Origin of the sequence: Frankia sp. AiPs1 (genome assembly GCF_023716945.1) — a bacterium.
In the GTDB taxonomy this organism is placed as follows: domain Bacteria; phylum Actinomycetota; class Actinomycetes; order Frankiales; family Frankiaceae; genus Frankia.
On the sequence record NZ_JAMQQF010000059.1, the window covers coordinates 1 to 20556 of the forward strand.

General features: G+C 70.7%; 18 protein-coding genes and 4 pseudogenes. 11 read left to right on the forward strand and 11 right to left on the reverse strand.

Annotation, left to right across the window (positions count from 1 at the left end; all coding sequences use genetic code 11):
* Window positions 1-644: pseudogene (locus tag ND748_RS08930) on the reverse strand (hypothetical protein); the annotation flags it as partial.
* A 180-nt stretch (window positions 645-824) separates the two neighbouring features.
* Between ND748_RS08930 and ND748_RS08935 the strand changes: the two are divergent.
* The 6 genes from ND748_RS08935 to ND748_RS08960 all read left to right on the forward strand — a co-directional run bounded on the left by ND748_RS08935 (window position 825) and on the right by ND748_RS08960 (window position 6188).
* Window positions 825-2024, forward strand: a complete 1200-nt coding sequence (locus tag ND748_RS08935; protein ID WP_285901822.1) for an acyl-CoA dehydrogenase family protein — start codon at window positions 825-827, stop codon at window positions 2022-2024.
* Window positions 2021-3121 carry an acyl-CoA dehydrogenase family protein gene (locus ND748_RS08940; RefSeq protein ID WP_251745200.1) on the forward strand — a complete coding sequence of 367 codons (1101 nt, stop codon included), beginning with the start codon at window positions 2021-2023 and terminating at the stop codon, window positions 3119-3121. Before ND748_RS08935 ends, ND748_RS08940 begins: the two co-directional genes overlap by 4 nt.
* 124 nt (window positions 3122-3245) lie before the next feature.
* The gene (locus ND748_RS08945) at window positions 3246-4445 is read left to right on the forward strand and encodes an acyl-CoA dehydrogenase family protein (protein ID WP_251745201.1); all 1200 of its coding nucleotides are present in this window, start codon (window positions 3246-3248) and stop codon (window positions 4443-4445) included.
* Window positions 4445-5200: an SDR family NAD(P)-dependent oxidoreductase gene (locus ND748_RS08950; RefSeq protein WP_251745202.1), complete on the forward strand. Its 756-nt coding sequence runs from the start codon at window positions 4445-4447 to the stop codon at window positions 5198-5200. Before ND748_RS08945 ends, ND748_RS08950 begins: the two co-directional genes overlap by 1 nt.
* Window positions 5201-5280: 80 nt before the next feature.
* Entirely contained in the window at window positions 5281-5733 is a 453-nt protein-coding gene (locus ND748_RS08955) for a hypothetical protein (protein WP_251745203.1), read from the forward strand.
* Complete coding sequence (locus tag ND748_RS08960; protein WP_251745204.1) at window positions 5730-6188, forward strand: MaoC family dehydratase; 459 nt, start codon at window positions 5730-5732, stop codon at window positions 6186-6188. The genes ND748_RS08955 and ND748_RS08960 overlap by 4 nt, the downstream gene beginning before the upstream one ends.
* A gap of 198 nt (window positions 6189-6386) precedes the next feature.
* Here ND748_RS08960 and ND748_RS08965 read toward each other — a convergent pair whose 3' ends face one another.
* Window positions 6387-6833, reverse strand: coding sequence for an LLM class flavin-dependent oxidoreductase (locus ND748_RS08965; RefSeq protein ID WP_251745205.1), 447 nt, complete (start codon window positions 6831-6833; stop codon window positions 6387-6389).
* Between the two features lie 143 nt (window positions 6834-6976).
* On the opposite strand from ND748_RS08965, the gene ND748_RS08970 reads away from it, so the two are divergent.
* Window positions 6977-7630: a flavin reductase family protein gene (locus ND748_RS08970; protein ID WP_251745206.1), complete on the forward strand. Its 654-nt coding sequence runs from the start codon at window positions 6977-6979 to the stop codon at window positions 7628-7630.
* 177 nt (window positions 7631-7807) lie between these two features.
* On the opposite strand, the pseudogene ND748_RS08975 reads toward ND748_RS08970, so the two are convergent.
* The 7 genes and pseudogenes from ND748_RS08975 to ND748_RS09005 all read right to left on the reverse strand — a co-directional run.
* A pseudogene (locus tag ND748_RS08975) lies at window positions 7808-8131 on the reverse strand (transposase); the annotation flags it as partial.
* Window positions 8132-8544: 413 nt separating this feature from the next.
* Window positions 8545-9765, reverse strand: coding sequence for a CaiB/BaiF CoA-transferase family protein (locus ND748_RS08980; RefSeq protein ID WP_251745207.1), 1221 nt, complete (start codon window positions 9763-9765; stop codon window positions 8545-8547).
* 107 nt (window positions 9766-9872) lie between these two features.
* Complete coding sequence (locus ND748_RS08985) at window positions 9873-11318, reverse strand: aldehyde dehydrogenase family protein (protein WP_251745208.1); 1446 nt, start codon at window positions 11316-11318, stop codon at window positions 9873-9875.
* Between the two features lie 90 nt (window positions 11319-11408).
* A pseudogene (locus tag ND748_RS08990) lies at window positions 11409-12223 on the reverse strand (mycofactocin-coupled SDR family oxidoreductase).
* Between the two features lie 95 nt (window positions 12224-12318).
* The gene (locus tag ND748_RS08995; protein ID WP_251745210.1) at window positions 12319-12555 is read right to left on the reverse strand and encodes a hypothetical protein; all 237 of its coding nucleotides are present in this window, start codon (window positions 12553-12555) and stop codon (window positions 12319-12321) included.
* A 13-nt stretch (window positions 12556-12568) separates the two neighbouring features.
* Window positions 12569-13399 carry a mycofactocin-coupled SDR family oxidoreductase gene (locus ND748_RS09000; protein WP_251745211.1) on the reverse strand — a complete coding sequence of 277 codons (831 nt, stop codon included), beginning with the start codon at window positions 13397-13399 and terminating at the stop codon, window positions 12569-12571.
* A gap of 325 nt (window positions 13400-13724) precedes the next feature.
* A complete protein-coding gene (locus ND748_RS09005; RefSeq protein ID WP_251745212.1) occupies window positions 13725-14906 on the reverse strand; it encodes an amidohydrolase family protein in 1182 nt (393 codons plus the stop codon).
* A gap of 613 nt (window positions 14907-15519) precedes the next feature.
* On the opposite strand from ND748_RS09005, the gene ND748_RS09010 reads away from it, so the two are divergent.
* A complete protein-coding gene (locus ND748_RS09010) occupies window positions 15520-16791 on the forward strand; it encodes an ABC transporter substrate-binding protein (RefSeq protein WP_251745213.1) in 1272 nt (423 codons plus the stop codon).
* 7 nt (window positions 16792-16798) lie between these two features.
* Here the strand turns inward: ND748_RS09010 and ND748_RS09015 are convergent, their stop codons facing one another.
* Entirely contained in the window at window positions 16799-17581 is a 783-nt protein-coding gene (locus ND748_RS09015; RefSeq protein WP_251745214.1) for an FCD domain-containing protein, read from the reverse strand.
* Window positions 17582-17889: 308 nt separating this feature from the next.
* Between ND748_RS09015 and ND748_RS34570 the strand changes: the two genes are divergently transcribed.
* Window positions 17890-18717, forward strand: coding sequence for an FCD domain-containing protein (locus tag ND748_RS34570; RefSeq protein WP_251745215.1), 828 nt, complete (start codon window positions 17890-17892; stop codon window positions 18715-18717).
* Window positions 18718-18850: 133 nt separating this feature from the next.
* Here the strand turns inward: ND748_RS34570 and ND748_RS09025 are convergent, their stop codons facing one another.
* On the reverse strand, window positions 18851-19531 hold the full coding sequence (locus ND748_RS09025; protein ID WP_251745216.1) for a TetR/AcrR family transcriptional regulator: 681 nt from the start codon (window positions 19529-19531) through the stop codon (window positions 18851-18853).
* Between the two features lie 176 nt (window positions 19532-19707).
* On the opposite strand from ND748_RS09025, the gene ND748_RS09030 reads away from it, so the two are divergent.
* Window positions 19708-20247: a CoA transferase gene (locus ND748_RS09030; protein WP_251745217.1), complete on the forward strand. Its 540-nt coding sequence runs from the start codon at window positions 19708-19710 to the stop codon at window positions 20245-20247.
* Between the two features lie 5 nt (window positions 20248-20252).
* Window positions 20253-20556: pseudogene (locus ND748_RS09035) on the forward strand (hypothetical protein); the annotation flags it as partial.

The following is a 20556-nucleotide window of genomic DNA, read 5'->3' on the forward strand; positions in this document are numbered from 1 at the left end:
CCGGTCGAGTGCGCGGGCAGCATGAGCTCCCGCAGCGGCGCGGCCACCTGCTCCGACGCCAGCACCTCCCCGGCCGTGACGGGCGCGGTCCGGGCGGAGCGCGGCCGCTCGCTGCCGCGGGTGATCTCCTCGGCGGCCAGCCGGGCGAACGCGTCGAGGTCCTCGCCGCCGGATTCGAGCGTGTGCGCGGCGTGGAGGGCGTAGACGATGTCGGCGGTCAGGCCGACCGGGCGGTCGAAGTGCGGTTCAAAGCCCAGGTTGGACACCTGCGCGAGAAACGACCGCCGGGTTTCCCGGTCGGCGGACCGGACCTCGGGGTTGTACACGCCGACCGCCACCGCGACCTCGACGTCACCCGCGGCGACCGCCTCGGCCGCGGCTATCACCGCGAGACCGGAGTCGCCCTCGACCCGGAACGAGTCCTTCAGGTAGCCGCCGGCCGCCGCGGTGTAAAGGCCGCTGGAGATGCTGCGGCCGTCGAGAACGTCCAGCGATGCCATGACCGACAGGCCGAGGTCCTGCTTGCGCAGGCCGCATTCACGCAGGGCCGCGTACGTCACGTCGAAGACGAGCTCGTCGAGCATGGCGTCCTGCTCGGGCAGGAACGGGGTAGCGGCGAGGCCGACGACATGGACCGGTGCCATCCGTCGAACCGGCCGCGGGGGGCGTGGGGGCATCTCACTTCCTCAGGGCTCGAGACGTCGTCACAGTAGGTCCGGCCGGGCGCGGCCGGGTGTCCCATCGCGGGACAGCGCTGCGGCGGCGGGTGACCGTGGCGCAGATCGAGACATCGGGGCAGGCGGGCTCGGTGCGACAGTCGGGCCATGTCCGTGTCCCCCACCGCTGCGTCCCCCACGACTGTGGCCACGAGGGTGGACGAGCTTCTCGCCGCCCATCCGCCCGCCAGCACCGACCGGCTGGCTTTCCTGCGAGCGCGTTTCGACGCCGGCCTGGCCTGGGTGTACTTCCCCGAAGGCCTGGGCGGGCTCGGGCTCGACCCGTCCCTGCAGCCGGTCGTCGACGCGGCCCTCGCCGCCGCGGGAGCACCGGACAACCGGCCGCAGGGCAACGTGATCGGCCTCGGTATGGCCGCGCCGACCCTGCTGCGCTACGCCACGCCACAGCAGCAGCAGCGGTGGATGCGCCCGCTGTGGACCGGCGAGGAGATCTGGTGCCAGCTGTTCAGCGAGCCGGGCGCCGGCTCCGATCTGGCCGCCGTCGCCGCCACCGCGCGGCGCGACGGCGACGACTGGGTCGTGAACGGGCAGAAGGTCTGGACCTCGCTCGCCCACGACTCCACGTGGGCCCTGCTGCTTGTGCGCACCGACCGGGACCAGCCCAAACACCGCGGTCTGACCTACTTCGTGTGCGACATGGCGACCCCCGGGGTCGACGTGCGCCCCCTGCGGCAACTGACGGGCGAGGCGGAGTTCAACGAGGTGTACCTCGACGACGTCCGTGTCCCGGACGCGAACCGGCTTGGTGCGGTCGGCGAAGGCTGGCGCGTCACCCAGACGACGCTGATGAACGAGCGTGTCGCGATCGGCGGTGCGGTGGCCCCCCGGGAGGAGGGCGCGATCGGGCCGGTGGCACGTGAGTGGCGGGAGCACCCGCAGCGCCGGGACGCGTCCGCCTACGACGAGCTGCTGCGGCTCTGGGTCGACGCGGAAGCGCTGCGGTTGACCAGCGCCAGGCTGGGCCAGCAGCTGGAGGTCGGCGCGCCCGGGCCGGAGGGATCGGGTCTCAAGCTGGCCTTCGCCCGGCTCGCCCAGGCGGCCTCGTCCCTGCACCTCGACCTGGCGGGCTCCGACGCGCTGCGCTATGACGACTGGTCGATGCGCCGCCCCGACTTCACAACGCCGCCGGACCGCGTACCGGGCTTCTGGTATCTGCGGACGCGCGCCAACTCGATCGAGGGCGGCACCTCCGAGGTCATGCGCAACATCATCGCCGAGCGCGTGCTCGGCCTGCCGGCCGAGAACCGCCCGGACCGTGACACCCCGTGGAAGGACCTGCCGCGATGAGTGACGTCCCCTCGCTGCTGTACACAGACGTCGAGGACGACCTGCGGGCGGCGGTCCGCTCCATGCTGGAGAGCCACAGCCCGTGGGCCCGAGTGCTGGAACGTACCGATGGCGACGTCGCGGGCGACCGCAAGCTGTGGACCCTGCTCACCGACGACCTGGGGCTGGCCGGGCTCGCCCTCGGCGAGGACGTGGGTGGCGCGGGTGCCTCCTGGCGTGAGGTCGCGGTCGTCCTTGAGGAGCTGGGTCGGGCGGTCAGCGACGTCCCCTATCTGACCAGCGCCGTGACGGCCACCGCGCTGGCCGAGGCCCTCGGCGCCCGCGAGCTGCTCGCCGAGCTCGCGACCGGCGCCGTCGCAGCGGTGGCGGTCCCGTTCACCCAGCCGCTCGACCACCCGGTCTCCGACCCGCCGCGCTTTGCGGTGGGCCGGATCCGCGGCCACGTTCCCGCGGTTGCCGGTGCCGCCGAGGCGGACGTCCTGCTCGTACCGGTCGCCGGGGCCGTCGTTCGAGTCGCCGCTGCCGATGTGCGGATCGAGCCGGTGCCTGCGCTCGACATGACCCGCCGGGTCGCCGACCTCGATTTCGGCGATGGTGTCGCCGCCACGATGCTGGCCGAGGGGGACGCGGTGCCCGCGGCGCTGGCGCGGGCTGCGGCCGTCAGCGCGGCCCTGCTGGCCTCCGAGCAACTCGGCCTGGCGCAGCGATGCCTGGAAATGACAGTCGAGTACGTCGGCCAGCGCCGCCAGTTCGGTCGCCTGATCGGGTCCTACCAGGCGCTCAAGCACCGCCTGGCAGATCTGTGGACGGCTATCGCCCAGGCGCGTGCGGTCGCCCGCTACGCCGCCGCGTGCGCGGCCGTCGACGACGAGGACCTTCCGGTCGCGGCGTCCCTCGCGCAGGCGGTGTGCTCCGCCGTCGCCCAGCAGGCAGCCGAGGAATGCGTACAGCTGCACGGCGGCATCGGTTTCACCTGGGAGCACCCTGCCCACCTGTACCTCAAGAGAGCCCGAGCGGACGCGCTGGCACATGGGACCGCCGGGTGGCACCGCCGCAGGGTGGGGGCGCTCGTGGACCTGCCGCCCGTGGCCGACTGATGCATCGCCTACGGCTGCATCGCCTACGGCTGCATCGCCTTCGTCGGACGTGTCTTCATCGATCTCGTCCTCATCGATCCTCGTTGATCCAGTGGTGCCGTCCGCGAACGAGAAGGAGCCTGGCATGACGATCACGTCTGCAGGTCGGGTGGACCGGACGGCCGTCCTGCCACTCGAGCCGACCGAGGAGGAGCGCGTCCTGCGCTCGACGGTCAGGGACATTGTCGGCCGGTTCGGGCACAGCTACTACATGGAGCGCTCGCGCAGCGGCGAGCCGATGCGGGAGCTGTGGGAGCTGCTCGGCGAGAGCGGCTTCCTGGGCCTGAACATCCCGGAGGAGTACGGCGGTGGGGGCGCCGGTCTCACCGAGCTGGCGATCGTCCTGGAGGAACTGTCCGCCGGCGGCTGCCCCGAGCTCGCGATGGTGCTGTCGCAGGGGATCGCGGGCTCGATCCTGCCGCTGCACGGCAGCGCTGAGCAGAAGGCGCGGTACCTGCCCGGCATCACCAGCGGGGCGGAGAAGTTCGTCTTCGCGCTCACCGAGCCGGATGCCGGGTCGAACTCGCACAACGTGACCACCTCGGCGCAGCTGGACGGCGACGAGTGGGTGATCCGCGGAACCAAGTACTACATCTCCGGCATCGATCACTGCGACCACTTCCTGCTCGTCGCCCGCACCGGCAGGAACGAGGCGACCGGTCGCGCCCAGCTGACCCTGTTCATCGTCGACGACCCGAACATCGCGGGGCTCGAGCGTCAGCCGATCCCGACCGCGCTGCAGGCTCCTGAGCGTCAGTTCACCCTCTTCTTCGACGGGGTGCGGCTGCCGGCCGACGCCGTCGTCGGTGAGGTGGGGCACGGGCTGCGTCCACTGTTCGACGGCCTCAATCCAGAGCGTGTGCTCAGTGCGGTCATCTGCACCGGCGTCGCCCGCTACGCCCTCGACCGCGCCGTCGCCTACACCACGCAGCGGCAGGTGTGGGGCGTCCCGATCGCGGCCCACCAGGGGGTGCAGCATCCCCTCGCCGAGGCGGCCATCGAGCTCGAGGCCGCCCGGGGCATGGTGTGGCGCGCGGCCGCGCTGTTCGACGCCGGCCGGCCGGCCGGCGAGGAGGCGAACATGGCCAAGTTCCTGGCCTCGCGGGCCGGGCTCAAGGCGCTCGACACGGCCATCCAGATGCACGGCGGCAACGGGCTGGCCGACGAGTATGGCCTGGCCGACCTGTGGGGGATCGTGCGGCTCCAGCAGATCGCTCCCGTGTCCACCCAGATGGTGCTCAACCACATCGCCCAGCACACTCTCGGACTGCCGAGGTCGTACTGATGACCGACCTGACTGGACGAACGGTCGTCGTCACCGGTGGTAACAATGGTCTCGGTCTCGGGATGGCCGAGGGCGTCGGGCGCGCCGGGGCACAGGTGGTCATCTGGTCGCGCACGGCCACCCGCAACGAGAAGGCCGTCGCGGCCCTGGCCGAGGCCGGCGTGCGGGCGAGCGCCGTCGCCTGCGACACGAGCGACGAGGCTTCCGTCGACAAGGCCATGGCGGAGACGACGAGCAGGTACGGAGCCGTCGACTGCATGATCGCCAATGCGGGGATCGCGGCGGCTGCGCCCTACGCCGAGACCTCGCTCGACGACTGGCACCGGGTGCTGCGCACCAACCTCGACGGAACCTTCCTGTGCACCCGCGCCGCGGCCCGACACTTCATCGAGCGGGGCGAGGGCGGTGCGATGGTGGTCGTCTCCTCGACCATCTCCCGCTACGGCGGCGCGGGCCAGGCCGCCTACACGACGAGCAAGAGCGGGCTGGTCGGGCTGGGGCGCACGCTCGCGGTGGAGCTGGCCCGCCACCGCGTCCGCGTCAACATCCTCGTGCCGGGCTGGGTCGTTACCGACATGAACACCCACCTGCGCGAGGACGAGGCATTCCTGCGCGCCACCACGGCGCGCACGCCGGCGCGACGGTGGGCGCAACCGAACGAATTCCATGAGGTCGCGGCCTTCCTGGCCGATCCGACACTCACATACCACACCGGGAACGAAGTCGTCGTCGACGGTGGATACACCGTCTTCTGAGCTTGCACACTACTGAGCTTGCAGACTACTGAGCTTGCGGTCTACTGGGCTTGCGGAACGACCGTGGGAGGAGCGGCGAGGTGACGATCGGTGTCGAGACGATGCGCAAGGCATTATCCGACCTCCGGTTACCGGCGGGGGAGATCGTGATCGAGTCGTACGAGGCGGCCATCGGCGACGCTGCGCTGCGGGCGACGGATTCCGATCCCGGCGTCGCTCACCCCGCCTGGTTCGTCATCGCGTCGTTGCGGGGCATGGGTATCTCGGTTGATCAGTTGTGTGAGCTGGCCGGTCAACTGCCGGGTGACACGTTGCTGTTCGGCAGCTGCGAGGTCGTTCAGGACGAGCCGCTGCGGGTGGGTGGACGGTACGTCACCCAGGCCCGGATCGGCGACGTGGGCAGCCGGACCACGGGTGACGGCTCGCGCCTCGACCACATCGAGGTGATCGTCGAGATCGCCGCGCTGCCGGGCTCCGCCCGGGCCGGCGAGGTGACCAGCAGATATCTGTTCAAGCGAGGAGTCGCGACGTGACCGGAACCGCCGCCGCCGAGGTCGGGCAGGAGCTGCCGACCAGGATCACCACGAACGTTCGGGACGACGACATCCGTCTGGTCGCATTGATCCTGCGCGACTCGAACCCCATCCACTTCGATCTCGACGCGGTCGCACGGGCGGGGCTGGGGGATCGGGCGGTCAACCAGGGCGGCGCCACCATGGCGTACATCATGAACCATCTGATCGAGTGGGCGGGGGCACGTTCCGCCGTCCGAAGGATCACCTGCTCCTTCCGCGGCAACGTCGTCGCTGGGGACGATGTCGCGGTCGGGGGGACGGTCACCTCGGTCGAGCCGACCGAGGGCGGCGTCCTGGCCGGCTGTGATGTGTGGGCCGACGTCGTCGGAGGCCGGCGTGCCATCGCGGGCACGGCGACCGTATTCCTCCCGGCCGCGGGGAACGGCACCGGCGCGGAGAGCCCCACCACGTAGCCTCGGGGCCCCCATGGCCGGGGACGGTCCCGGCGCTCTATTAACACCATGTCAGTAGCTTCGCATCATGCAGTTACCGCCGTCACAACCGACGTAGGTAACGGCCTGCGGGCATGGGTAAGGGATGACGGTGAAGCTTGACGACCGGGTGCGCTTTCTCTACCGGAGCAGGGAACGTTTCTGGAAAGGTCTTCTCGGTCAGGGTTTCACCGTCGAGCAGCCGGGTGATGACGTCGAGCGCCTGCTCCATCTTGCGCCGATTCTTGAGCGGTCGATACCGATGGAACGCGCGTCATCGAGCAGCTGACCGGGCCTGGCACCGGACATCATCCTGCCGCGCGTGATGTGATCGAGCAGAACCAGGCAGTCGGCCGGAACGAAAGGATTGTGGTAGGGCGGCGACACCACGCCGAGGCCCAACCTGATCTGCGACGTGCGCTGCGAGACGGCGGCGAGAAAGACCGTCGGGTCTGCGACAATATCGAATCCACCCGAGGGATGCTCACCGATCCAGAACTCCGAGAAGCCGAGACGATCCATCGCCACGGCCAGCACCATGTCCTGGCGGATAGCGAGGTGAGCGTCGGTATCGACCTTGTGCCACGGCGCGAGGAAGGCCCCGAACTCGAGCGGTATGTAGTCCACGTGAGTCTCCTCCGAACTGGGTGCGGGCCGTCCGCCCGGCTGCTCACAGATCGTGGGCAGCGCCATCCCCGGCCACCTGTCGCGTTCCGCGACATGGTGTGTGGCACATCACCTGCTGGGATCGATACCAGTCGACAGAGGAGATGACCAAGCCGATGCACGCCTGGGCAACCGATACCTCGACCTCAGCGGACGCTGCGGGCGAGCTTGATGATCAAGCGCTCGATGATCAGGCGCCGAGCTGGCGGCCGCTGGTAGCACAATCGTTCGCCGAACCGTCCGTGAGCGCCGAAGAGTTCAAGTCGGCCTTTCGCAACCACCCCGCCGGGGTTGCCGTCATCACGGCCGACCCGGGGGACGGGCCGGTGGCCATGACCGCGACCTCGGTGTTCTCGGTCAGCGTCGAGCCACCGCTGTTGGTGTTTTCCATCTCCGCCCAGTCCTCGGCGGCGCCGAGCATCCTGTGCGCCGACACCGTCGTCGTGCACCTGCTCGGCGCAGGTCAACTGGAGATCGCGAAGCTCGGAGCCACCAGCGGCATCGACCGCTTCGCGGACACCTCGCTGTGGCGACGGATGCGCACCGGCGAGCCGTACTTCCCCCGCGCCCACGCATGGATACGCGGCCGGATCGTCAACCGCATGGCCGCAGGCACCTCGACGCTCGTCGTCGTGCAGGCAGTCGAGACCGGCGCCCCACCGGTCGGTGATCCATCAGCGGACGCCGGGTCGGCTGAGCCCCTCGTCTACCACAACCGCACCTGGCACCGACTTGGCGATCATTCCAAACTGCCCTGAAAAGCGACGGTGATACTGCCGAGGCGCCCTGCGCGGCACTGTTGCCTCGGCGATGTCCGCCCTGACCGAGCTGCCGATCGATCATGATCGGTGGATGCGTCGACGTGTGTCCGTCCTCGGACACTCTAAATAATCAAAAAGATACCTAGGGTAGCCTTTTTTCTTGGGTGTGAATTTCTTTGCCAGGACGGTGCGCAGGTGCCGTTCACCGGCGATCAGCATCCGGTCGGCGACCTCGGCCCGGACGATTCGGACGAACCGTTCGGCGTAGGCGTTCACCCGCGGAGCCCGGGGTGGGATCTTGCGGGTGGTGATGCCGGCGTCGGGGAGGACCGTGTCGAACGAGGCGGTGCACCGCCCGGCCCGGTCGCGGACCAGGAACTGGAAGTCGGCCATCCGGTCGCCGAGGTCCATGAGGAGATTCCGAGCTTGTCGGGTGGTCCACGGGCCGTCCGGGTGAGCGGTGACTCCAAGGATGTGGATGGTGCGGGAGGCGACTTGAGCCGGTTGTCGCCGAGGATCATTCCGCCGTCGTGCGCGTAGTAGATCGCCGGCGTGCCCGCTCCGGCCGCCGTCGGCCGGCACACGAGCAGGCTGATCGGCGGTGCGCCGGGCGGGCCCGGCACGGACAGCTCCCGCACGTCGTACGCGCCGCCCCGGCGTAGATCCTCGTCGGAGACCCGGGTCGCTCCCGCCGCCGTGCGGATGACGGGGATCAGCTCCGCGGTCACCGTCGGCGACATCTGTTTGCCCAGGAGCTGCAGCGTCGCCGCCAGTTCCGGGTCGAAGGGCGGCGGCGGACCGACGGACGCCGAGGTGAGCGGCTCCGGCGGAGTCGTCGTGGTCATCGCAGCTCCTCGCTGTCGAGGTGTCGAGGGCTGGCCCAGGCCGGGTCGGCCTGGGCCAGCCTTGTTTCAGGTGATGGCGCCGGCGATCTTGAGGGTGATGAGTTCGTCGTCGGTGAGTCCGAGGTCCCGCAGGATCTCGTCGGTGTGTTCGGCGAACTGGGGCGCCCGGGTGATGTGCGCCGCGGTCTCGTCGAACTGCACGGGGTTGGCGACGAGTTCGCGCTCGACCCCGTCGGCGTCGGTCACCGGGGCGATGAGCCCGTTCGCGCGCAGGCTCGGGTCCTGGCCGACTTCGTAGGTGTTCTGCACCGCCGCCCACTGGCCGCGCATCGACCGGAAGGCCTCGATCCACGCGGGGTAGGGACGTGCACGCAGGATCTCGGCGACGATGTCGGCCGCCTCGGCCGCGTTCGCCATGATCTTCTCGGTGGTGTCGAACCGGGGGTCGGTGGCGAGCTCGGGGCGTCCCACGATCTCGCAGAACTCGGGCCAGTATCGGCCGGGCTGCAGCATCGTGAGCATGAGCCAGCGCTCGTCGGCGGTGGCGTAGGTGCCGACGAGCGGGTTGGTGGCGGAGCCGTGTCGTGGCCGCGGCGGCGGGGGCAGCGGCGCGCCGGCGAGCAGGGCGAGGTTGACGCCGAACTGCATCGACCAGGCGCCGACGCCGAGCAGCGAGACGTCGACGACGGAGGTCTCGCCGGTGGTGGCGCGGGCGAACAGGGCGGCGGCGATGCCGCCGGCGATCGTCATGCCGCCGATGGAGTCCCCGTAGGCGCCGGCCGGCATGTCCGCGAGGCGGTCGGCGCCGGGTGGGGTGACCGCGGCGCCGCTGCCGCCGCGGGCCCAGAAGGCTGTGGAGTCGTAGCCGCCCTTGTCCCGCTCGTCACCTTTCTGGCCGAACCCGCTGCCCCGCACGTAGATGATGTCGGGGTTGATCCTGCGGACGTCGTCGAGCTCGATGCCGAGGTGCGCGCGGGTGGCGGGCAGGTAGTTCGTCAGGAACACGTCGCTGCGACGGATCAGCTCGGCCAGGACGTCCCGGCTCTCGGGCTTGTCGAGAGCGAGGCCGATGCTGCGCTTGCCCCGGTTCGGCCCCTCCATGATCGGGAAGAAGGAGATTCCCTTGCTCGCCACATCAAGGCCGAGAAGTCGCACGAGCCCGCGCTGGGCGTCGCCCTTCTCGGCGTGTTCCACCTTGATGACGTCGGCTCCCCAGTCGGCGAGAACGGCGCCGGCGGCGGGAACGAAGGTGAACTGCGCGACCTCGAGGACGCGAACACCCTGCATGGGCTGATGCACTTCCTGGTGCCTTTCTATCGACAGACGGCGATCGCCCTGATGGGGAGACGGCGATCGCCGGTGAGCGCGGCCGAAAGCTCGGGGCGGCCCGAGCTTCAGGGGTGGCTGATGGTCTTGGTTTCCTGGAACTCGCGGAGGCTGTCCGCACCCCATTCGCGGCCGTTGCCGCTCTGGCGGTAGCCGCCGAAGGGGGATTCGACGTCGAACCAGCCGGCGCCGTTCACGGCGACGGTCCCGGTCCGCAGCGTGCGGGCGACGCCCAGCGCGCGGTCCGGTGAGCCGAACACGGCGCCGGACAGTCCGTAGATCGTGCCGTTGGCGATGCGGATCGCGTCGGCGTCGTCGTCGAAGCCGATGACGACGACGGCCGGTCCGAAGATCTCCTCCTGGGCGATCCGCGCGTCGGGGGCGACGTCGGCGACGAGGGTGGGCTGGACGTAGTAGCCCCGGTCGAACTGTTCGGCCCGCCCGCCGCCGGCGACGACCCGGCCCTCTTCCCGGGCGAGGTCGAAGTAGCCGAGGACGCGGTCGCGTTGGCGGGCGCTGACGAGCGGGCCCATGATGTTCACCGGGTCGGTCGGGTCGCCGTAGGGGATGGCCGCGATGGTGGCCTCGGCGAGGCCGACGGCCTCGGCGAGGCGGTGACGCGGGACCAGCAGGCGGGTCAGCAGGGCGCAGCCCTGGCCGGCGTGGCCGCAGGTGCCCCCGACGACTCCGGGGATCGCGGCGGCGAAGTCGGCGTCGTCGAGCAGCACGGCCGCGGACTTCCCGCCGAGTTCCAGCAGGACCCGCTTGACGGTGCCGGCGGCGTTCGCCATCACCAGCCGCCCGGTCGCGGTCGAGCCGGTGAACGTCACCGCGTCCACGTCCGGGTGCGTCGTGAGGATCTCCGCGACGCTGTTGTCCGGGGTGGTGATGACGTTCAGCACGCCGGGTGGCAGGGTCTCGGCCGCCACGGCGCCGATCAACGTCGCCGACCAGGGAGTTTCGGGAGCGGGCTTGAGCACGACCGTGCACCCGGCGGCGAGCGCGGCACCGATCTTGGCGATGTTCAGGTAGAAGGGATAGTTCCACGGCGTGATCGCGGCGACCACGCCGATCGGCTCCCGGCGAATGATCCGCCGGGAGGGAACCCCGAAGATCTCCTTGGCGGGCAGCGGGTGTTCGACCTCGTCGGCCGCGATGAGGTCGATGTAGTACTGCAGGTAGTCCAGCGGGCCGTCGAGCTGGATCGAGCGGGTCAACGCCACCGGCGACCCGGACTCGGCGACGATGACCGTCCGGAGATCCTCGGAGATCTTGCGTAGCCCGTCGGCGAACGCCTGCAGGCTCTCGCGCCGCAGATCCGCATCCTGCGACCAGGAGCTCAGGTCGAACGCGTGGCGCGCCGCGGCGATCGCGGCGACCGCATCGTCGCGCGTCGCCGCCGGCGCGGCCCCGATCACCTCCTCGGTCGCCGGGTTGATGTTGCTGTACACGGCGCCGTCGGACGCCGTGACAAGCTCGCCGTCGACGAGCAGAAGCTGGGAGTTCGCAAGCATGGGCGGATCCCTTTCCCGCGCCCGGCGCGGTCGCGACCGGGCTTCGTCAGTGCATGTCTGTCTTCACGTGTGCGATGACCCGGCCCGACGTCAGCGGTTGAGCGTCCCGAGATCGACGCGCAGCTGGGATCCGGTGATGAAACGCGCGTCGTCGGAGGCCAGGAAGGCCACGGTCGCGGCGACGTCCGCCGCGGTCGCCGTCGGTTCCGGCAACGCGCCCATGAAGATCGGGGTGAGCCCGGGATGCGCGTCGAGCAGGCCGAACATGGTCTGGTCCGCCGACATCCCGGTGTCAACACCGTGCGGGTGCACGGTGTTGACACGGATGCCGTACTCGCCGAGCTCGTTGGCGAGGCTCTTCGCGATGCCGGTGACGCCGTGCTTGGTGGCGGCGTAGTGGCTGAGGAACGGCAGGCCGCGCAGCCCGGCGACGGAGCTGGTCACGATGATGGAACCCCCGGTGCCCTGCTCGATGAGCAGCGGGACGACGGCGGTGAGGGTGTTCCAGGTGCCGACCAGGTGTACCTCGACCATGGTGCGGAACTGTTCCTCGGTGATTTCCCACAGCCGGCCGTAGGAGACGACGCCCGCGTTGGCGACGACGATGTCGAGCCGGCCGAGTTCCGCCACGCCCGCGGCGAGGGCCTTCGCCAGGCCGTCCCGGTCCCGGATGTCGACCTGCGCGGTGACCGCGCGCCGCCCGGTGAACTCGACGAGCCGGGCGGTCTCGGCGAGGTCGTCGGGGGTGGGCATCGGATAGTCGATGGTCGGGATGTCGGCGCAGGCGTCGATCCCGATGATGTCCGCGCCCTCCTCGGCGAGCCGGACCGCTTCGCGCGGCCTTGACCTTTCGGGGCGGCTGCGCGGGTGACGAGCGCGCCCTTCCCCCGCAGGCGTTGCCCCATGGATGATCTCCGAACCTTGCCGTGACGGGACGGGAATGGTGTCTGCGGCCGCGGGGGACACGAGGCTCCGCGGTGACGGTGAACGGGAGCGCGGCTCACCCCTCGCCGGCGGCGGGCAGCAGCGGTACCGGTCCGCTGTGCACCAGGTCGGCGAGGGCGTTGGCGTCCAGGCCCATCGCGGTCAACATCTCCTCGACCGCCGCGACGTCCTTGCGCAGGTAGGGGCGCATGCCCTCGACGAACCGGCCCGACATCGCCGGCGGCCCGCAGGTGGCCGAAGGCGACGGTGTCGGCGCTGCAGCCGCCGTGGGGGTGCCCCGCTCCTCTGGCATGCCCCCGTCCCCTTCAGCTCGCGACGCTGGTCATGCCGGCGTCCACGACGTGGGTGGTGCCGGTGACGTAGCGGCCGTCGTCCGAGACCAGGTAGAGCACCGCCCGGCTGATGTCGATCGGTTCGATGACCGGCACGGGCAGCGCGTTCTGGGAACGGCCGGCGATGTGCGGGTAGCGCTGCATGTAGGCGGAGAAGAACTCGTTGACCACCATCGGCGTCGCCACGCCGGTCGGGTGCACCGTGTTGACCCGGATGCTGTGCTCCGCGAGGCGCCCGGCGTAGGCCCGCATGAGCCCGACCACCGCGAACTTCGCCGCGATGTAGCTGTCGAACCCGCCGTGGGTGTCGGTCCAGCCGGCCTTGATGCCCGCCGACGAGCTGGTGATGACGATTGACCCGCCGCGTCCGCCCTCGACCAGCGCCGGCACGGTGGCCTGCAACGTGTTCCAGGTGCCGGTGAGAATGACGCCGATCCCGTCGTCCCAGGCCTGCACCGACCGGTCGGCCGGGTCCAGACCGTGCGTCATGATGCCGGCGTTGGCCAGCACGATGTCGAGCCGGCCGAGGTCCGCCACGCCCTCGGCGACGACGTCGCGCAGCAGGACCAGGTCTCGGACGTCGCCCAGGCGGGCGATGATGCGACGGCCGCGGTCCTCGACCAGCTTCACGGTCTCGGCGAGATCGTCCGGAGTCGACATCGGGTAGTTGACGGTGTCCACCTGGGCGCAGATGTCCACGCCGATGATGTCCGCGCCCTCCTCCGCGAGTGCCAGCGCGTGGGAGCGACCCTGTCCGCGGGCCACTCCGGTGATGAACGCGACCTTGCCGTCCAGCTTTCCCATGGATCGGTACTCCTGAAGCGTCAGTGGGGGTTCGGCGTCGCCGGCCGAGACGGAGATGGCGAACGAGGGACAGACAGCCTCGATTTCGTAACGGTCGTTCTGGCTGAGCGCATGGAGATCAGCTCGAAGTCACCGTCGCAGGCGACCAGGCGGTCGATGGACCTGCGCCCACGGCTCGTCGGTCTTCGCCGGGACCGGCCGTTAGCAGGGCGCCGCCCGCGGCGACCGCTGCCTGATCGTCGCTGACGGTCATAAGATCACATCTCTCATCGGGGATGGGGTGGCTCGAGGGGCGCCGAGCGAGTGCGGCAGCGGCGTGCGCATTTCAGCCATGCAGATCGGCGTCGAACGAGAGCAGTTCCCGGGCGTTGAGTTCGACGATGCGGTGCACGTCGGCGTCGGGCACGTCGACGAACGCCTCGCCGGCCCGTTTGCGCGAGTGCGGCCAGGAGGAGTCGCTGTGGGGGTAGTCGCCCTCCCAGGTGATGCGGTCGACGCCGATCACATCGCGCAGCAGCAGGCCGGGGGTGTCGTCGATGAAGCAGCCCCACACGTTGCGGCGGAACAGCGCGGAGGGCCGCACCTCCTTGTTGACGTCGTTGTAGAAGCGGTGGCGCTCCCAGGTCAGGTCGATGCGCTCCAGGAACCACGGGATCCAGCCGACACCGCCCTCGGCCAGGGTGACCTTCAGCCGGGGGAAGGCGTGGAAGATCGGGGAGAACAGCAACTCGGAGAGCGTGTTGATCGAGTTGGTGCCCATCAGCGCGATGGTGACCGGGAACGGCGCGTCCGCCGCGACGAACGGCATCCGCGTCGAGGTGCCGAAGTGCATGCACAGCGGCGTGCCGGCCTCCTCGGCCACGGCGAGCAGCGGATCCCAGCCGCCGCTGTGGAACGACGGCAGGTCCAGGCCGGCGGGGTTCTCCGGGAAGGCGACGGCCTTCGCGCCCCGTTCTGCGGTGCGCCGTAGTTCGGCGGCGGCCAGCTCGGCATCCCAGAGCGGGAGGATGACCATCGGGATGAGCCGGTCGGGGTGCGGGCCGCACCATTCGTCGAGGATGAAGTCGTTGTAGGCCCGCACGCAGAGCAGCGCGAGCTCCTTGTCCTTGGCGGTGGCAAAGACCCGCCCGGCGAACCCGGGGAAGGTCGGGAATCCGAGCTGGGCCTGGACGCCGTCGATGTCCATGTCCTTGACCCGTTCGGCCGGGTCGTAGCAGCCGGGACGGATCTGGTCGAACCGCACGGGCTCAAGCCCGAACTCCTCGTGGGACTTGCCCGCGACCGCGTTCAGCGCGATGTTCGGGAACGGCTGCCCCTCGAAGGTCCACATCTGTGTTCCGGCTGCCGTGGCGGCGGCGCCGATCTCGGTCGTGACCGCGCCGTCGACCTCGATCACCCGAGGGCCGGCGTCGAGGTGGGCGGTCGGCAGCCGACTGGTCCACAGATCCGGTGGCTCGATGATGTGATCGTCCACGGAGATCAGCTTCATGTGCGGCTGGAGAGGCATCGTTCATCCTCCGGTTCGGTGAGGCACGGGGAGCATGCGGGTCGACCGACGGGGCGTCGCGCGGTCGTCCGGGGAGAGGACGTGGTGGAGGCGGGTCGGAGCCCGAGCCGGTGGCAGCGGGAACGACCGGACGCCCCCGCTCGCCGGGTGCGCAGAGCTGATCTTGCCGATCTGGTGGCACGGGTAACGCTAGCCACATTCTGGCTGGCGGCGCCGGATGTGACAAGCGTTATATTGCTCGATCCGGGATCGCCGGCACTCCTCCCATCTTCGGCGAGCCCGTCGGCCGGCGGGTCGGGTCATCTCCGGCCGACGAGGGTAGCGCAGAGAAGTGTGTCGTACCAGTGCGAACAGGGCTTGCGGCGGTGGTGGCAGGGTGGGGATCGGCGTCCGGTGGTGCGTGCTCCCGGCTCACCCTTGCTCGCGGGCTGCTGTCTCACTAAGTTTACAAACCTCGCGCACTGGCCTGAGGATCAGTTAGCGCTACTGGTGGCGGTGTACCGCTCGTCGGTACCGGGTCGTCTCTCCCGGAGCGAGAGGGGACTTCCGGCGGCGCGCTTTCGCCGCAGACGATCGGAAGGGTGTCGTAGTGATGATCAGTGGTTGGGGCCGCATGCGGTCGAGGGCGCGACGAGCCACGGCGGTCGGCGCCGCATTAGGCCTCGTCCTGGCCGGGTCGGGCCTGCTGACGGCCTGTGGCAGCGGCGGGGACGGCAGCGGGGGCGGCGGGGGGACGCAGACCGCCGCCGCGCAGTCGACGGCGACCCTGCCGCCGGGGAAGAAGGCGACCGGATCCCCGGTCCGCATCGGTTTCATCTCGTCGGAGGGCGGCAGCGCGATCTCGACGCCGGAGGTCCGCGGCGGCGCCGAGGCGGCGCTCGCCTACGCCAACGACTACCTCGGCGGGATCGCCGGCCGGCCGGTCGAGCTGGTGGTCTGCAAGGAGACGGAGGATCCGGCCGCCGCCCGGGCCTGCGCAAACAAGATGGTCGAGGACAAGGTCGCCGCGGTGGCCCTCGGGACGACCGGCCTCGGGGACACGATCGTTCCGGTCATCACCGGCGCCGGCATCCCGTACATCACCCCGTCCGGAAACAGCGCTGCCGAGTACACCAGCCAGGGTTCCTACTCCTGGGGAGGCGGCCTGCCCTCCGGTCTCGGCGCGATGGCCGAGTACGCGAAGGCGCACGGCATCAAGAAGGTGGCCCTGTTCGTCATCGACGTCCCGGCTGCCACCGCGGGGGCGCGGGCGCTCGGGGTCCCGGCGTTCGCCAAGGCCGGGGTGGGGCTCGACATTGTCGCGATCCCGCCGGGCACCCCCGACGTCACCTCGCAGGTGACCGCCGCGATGGGCAAGGACCCCGGTGCGTTGGGCGTGATCGGCGAGGTCACCCACTGCACCGCTGTGCTCAAGGCGTTCCAGGCCGTGGGCGCGACCCAGCCGAGGCTGGTCATTCAGCCCTGCGCGGCGAAGTCTCTCCTCGATGCCGACCCCGACGCGCTCGACGGCGCCCAGCTGCTCACCCAGTCCGACATCAACTCCGAGGATCCCGAGGCCAGGCTGTACCGGACGGTCATGGCGAAGTACCGGCCGCAGACGGCGCCCGACGGCTACGCGGTCACCGGCTACCAGAGCGTCCTCGGACTCGTCCGGGCCGTTGCCGGCATCACCGGCGAGATCACCCCGGCATCGATGAGCACGGCGTTGAGCGCGGCGAAGAACGTGCCGCTGCCCGCCGGCCACGGCATCACGTTCACCTGTGACGGCAAGGCCATCCCGGCCTTCAAGGCGATCTGCACCGCCAAGTCGCTCATCTCGCCGCTGAAGGGGATCGCCGGGACCGACTATAAGATCTACGACGCGACCGAGCTGTTCGCCGGCTGACCCCCACCTAGTCCACCACGTCGAGCTTCGCCGCCGGCGGCCCGAGCCGCAGCAGGGCGGCGTTCGCGGTCGCGAGTCGCCGCCGCCAGAACCGCTCGACCCGGTCGGCATCGCCGGCGCGAATCAGGACGATGAGCTGGTCGCAGGAATGGACGGCCAGCTCGCGCTGATGCTGGCGCTCGGCCGGGTCGAGTCGGTCGGTAAGGCGGGCGTTGGCCACGTGCCGCAGGATGATCTCGTGCAGCATCCCCGCCAGGACATCGAACGCCGGATTGCCGGCGCCTGCGACGACGCTGCGGTGGAACGCCGAGCTGGCGGCGGCAAGGGTGCGATCGGCGGCGAGATCCGCCCGCATCGCGTCGACCATGTGCGCGAGCGCCTGCACCGGCTCGTCCCGGCCGCGGCGGGTGAGCAGTCCGGCGGCGAGCGGCTCGAGGCCCAGACGGGCGGTGAGAACCTCGGCGAGTGTCGTGCCCGCCTGCTGCAGCAACAGCCCGGCCGGCCGGGCGACCGCGGCCGGACCCGGCAGCTGAACCCGCGCGCCGGCGCAGCCGCGGTGGACCGTCAGCAGGGACTCCGCTTCGAGGATCCGAAACGCCTCACGCAGTGATGTGCGGGCGACGCCGAAGCGCCCCTCCAGTTCGGCTGAAGCCGGCAGGAGGTCGCCGTCGCGCAACCCGCCGGAAGCGATCATCCGGCGCAGCTGGCGAGCCACCAGTTCGGCGGTCTTCGGCACTCGCAGCGTGTCGTCGGCGGGCGCCGAGATCCTGGCGAACGGCGGAGCTGGCACCAGAGTTTCTCCTCGTTAGGACGGCATCCACCGGCCGCTGCCCGGTCGAGCTGAGGTCAAATACCGCTAGCTATACTGCCCGCCCGCGCGCGGGCGCGGCCAGCAGCATGCGGGATGGGGAGGACCCCCTTCGCTGGTCCGGCGCAAGTGGTGCCACTGAGGTCGTGCCCTGGACTCAGAACCGCTAGCGTATTGTTTCGGGAGGTCATGCCGCTGGCAAGTCCTGTGTGGTAGCCGTGTTCCGCTGGTGCCCAAGCGGCTCTCAGGGCGTCGGACCCGCCGCGGGCAGCCCCACCGAAGGAGTCCCCGTGTCCACTGCCAGCGCGCCACGTCCGCGCAGCCCGAAGGCGTCCGAGGCCGTGGCGGACGAGATCCGGGCGATGATCGCGCACGGGCGGCTGCGCCCCGGGGACAGCCTGCCGATCGAGACCGCGCTGATGGAGCACTTCGGCATCGCCCGGCCCACCATGCGGGAGGTCCTGCGCCTGCTCGAGTCGGACGGGCTCATCGAGATCCGCAAGGGGCCGGGAGGGGGGCCCGTGGTCACGCAGGTCACCGCGGCCCCACTCGCCCGACGGGCCGGCCACTACCTTGCCACCCGCAACACCCCGCTGTTCGATCTGATGGAGGCGCAGACCGTCATCGAGCCGGGGGCGGCGCGGCTCGCCGCCACCCACCGCACAGAGGCGGACCTCGCCGTCATGCGCGACTGCATCAGTGAGGCCGCGGCGTGCACCACGCTCGTCGCGTTCGCGCGCCCGGCCGCCCGCTTCCACCTCGCCCTCATCGAGGCTTCGGGGAACATCACCCTGCAGATGGTGGCCGGCATGCTGCGGGACTTTCTGACCGATGCCTACGAGCGCACCCTGGCCGACGCCGATCCCAGCGTGACCCGAGCCGTCATCGACTCATCGCTGGTCTGGTACTCCCAGCTTGCCGACGCGCTCGAAGCCGGCGAGCCGGACCGCGCCGAGCGGATCTGGCGTCAGCATCAGCACATGGCCCGCCATCTATCGCGCGATGTCATCTCCGGGCGGTCCGCCGTGATCCGGCTGTACCCGGACGGCGGCCGCGGCCTCATGCCGGAGCTGCCGGTCAGAAGCCAGCGCAACGCACTGGCTTCAGACCCGGGATAGTCGGTATCCGATGCGCTTCCTGCTGATCGATGGGCCGGTGGTTCCCGGGTGGCAGCAGTGGCGGGCGACTGAAAAGCGCTGGGCGGCCTCGGTGAGGCCGCGGTGTGGGCACGAAGCCCGACGTGCTCCGGCGTCAGGTCTCCTCGTCTGGCGACCGGGAGTGGTGACCGTCCGGCGTCGGGAGGTGTTCTCGCCGGTCGGTACCCCGCGCCAGGGCGCCCGAGATCGCGCTGTCGACCAGCGTCGCCAGGAACTGGACGCCGGCTGGACTGCGGTAGAGGGTGCCGGGCGGCACCGGAGAGGACATCGGGTGGTGGATGACTCCGCCCAGCACGGAGTCCAGCACGACGGCGGCCGAGCAGTTCGGGGGAAGCTGCTGCCGTAGCTTGGCCCGACTCACGATCTGGTGCGCCGCCTTGATCGACTGGATGCTGTGGGTCCTGGCGATCGCGGCGAAGTCGGGGTTGAGCCGTGATTCGACGAAAAGCCGGACGCCCCACGGGCCGTGTGGGCCGTCGAGCCACCGGGCGTAAGCGGTGGCCAGCCGGTGGAGCTCGGACCGAAGATCGGCCGCCGGGTCTTCGTCGAAGGTGAACCCGGCCTTGTCGATCATGCTGTGGATCAGTGCCTCGCGCGTGGGGAACCGCAGGTAGATGGTGCCCTTGCCGATGTCGGCGACGCGGGCCACGGAGTCGAGAGAGAACCCACGCCAGCCGTCTGTCGTGAAGACGGACAGGACTGCGTCCAGGATTCGCTGGTCGGCCAGCTCGTTGCGGCGGCGCCCCGGTCTGCCCCGCGTCCCACCGTCGGTCATCGGAACACCTCCCTCGATCGCGACGGGCGTGGTCCGGTGGACCGGTTGCCGACACTTTCGCCAGTAATAGTTTGGCTCTCGGCCGCCGTTCGGCGGGACGCGCCGCGTGCGCACCCGCTGCGGCGGCACAGACGCGCCCCTGACCCGGTCGTTCTGACAGAGGAGACCACAGGGGCATGCTCGACGGGTACCGGGTGCTGGACCTCACCGACGACCGGGGTCTGATCGCGGGGCGGTTACTCGCGGACCTGGGCGCCGACGTCGTCCTCGTCGAACCCGCCGGCGGCAGAGCCCGCCGGGTGCCGCCGCTGCCCGGCGGCGGCGCAGGCTCGCTGCTGTTCGACGCGTTGGCGGCCAACCGGCGTGGTGTGGCGGTGGACCTGGACTGCGCCGAGGGCCAGGAGCGGCGGGTGCGCGACCTGACGGCTGCGGCCGACTTCCTGCTGGAGTCCGCCGACCCTGGCTACCTCGGCGCGCGTGGGCTGGGCTGGGAGGAGCTGCGCCAGGTGAACCCGGAGCTGGTCTACGTCTCGGTCACCGCCTTCGGCAGCTCGGGCCCGAAGGCCGGCTATCCGGCGTCCGACCTGACCGTCTGGGCCGCCGGGGGACCGCTGGAACCCCACCGTGACGGCGACCGCCCGCCAGTGCGGATCTCGGTGCCGCAGGCCTTCCTGCACGCGGGCGCCGACGCGGCGCGAACGCGGCTTCTGGGTTGAGGTCGGTGACGGCACCCGTCGTCGCCGGCTGCCCGGGCCCTACGCGGGTCATCGCCGACGAACCCGCCTTCGTCCACCGCCGGCCCGCGCCGCTGCTCGGGGAGCACACCGACGAGGTGATCGCCGAGTGGACCAGCATCCCGAGAGCGGTCGCCACGACCGGTCCGTACGGTCCGCCCGGCCCGGAGACGACCGGGCAACGGCGGGCCGGCGACCAGACGACCGGCCGGCCGGGGGGGGGGGGGGGGGGGGGGGGGGGGGGGGGGGGGGGGGGGGGGGGGGGGGGGGGTGGGGGGGGGGGGGGGGGGG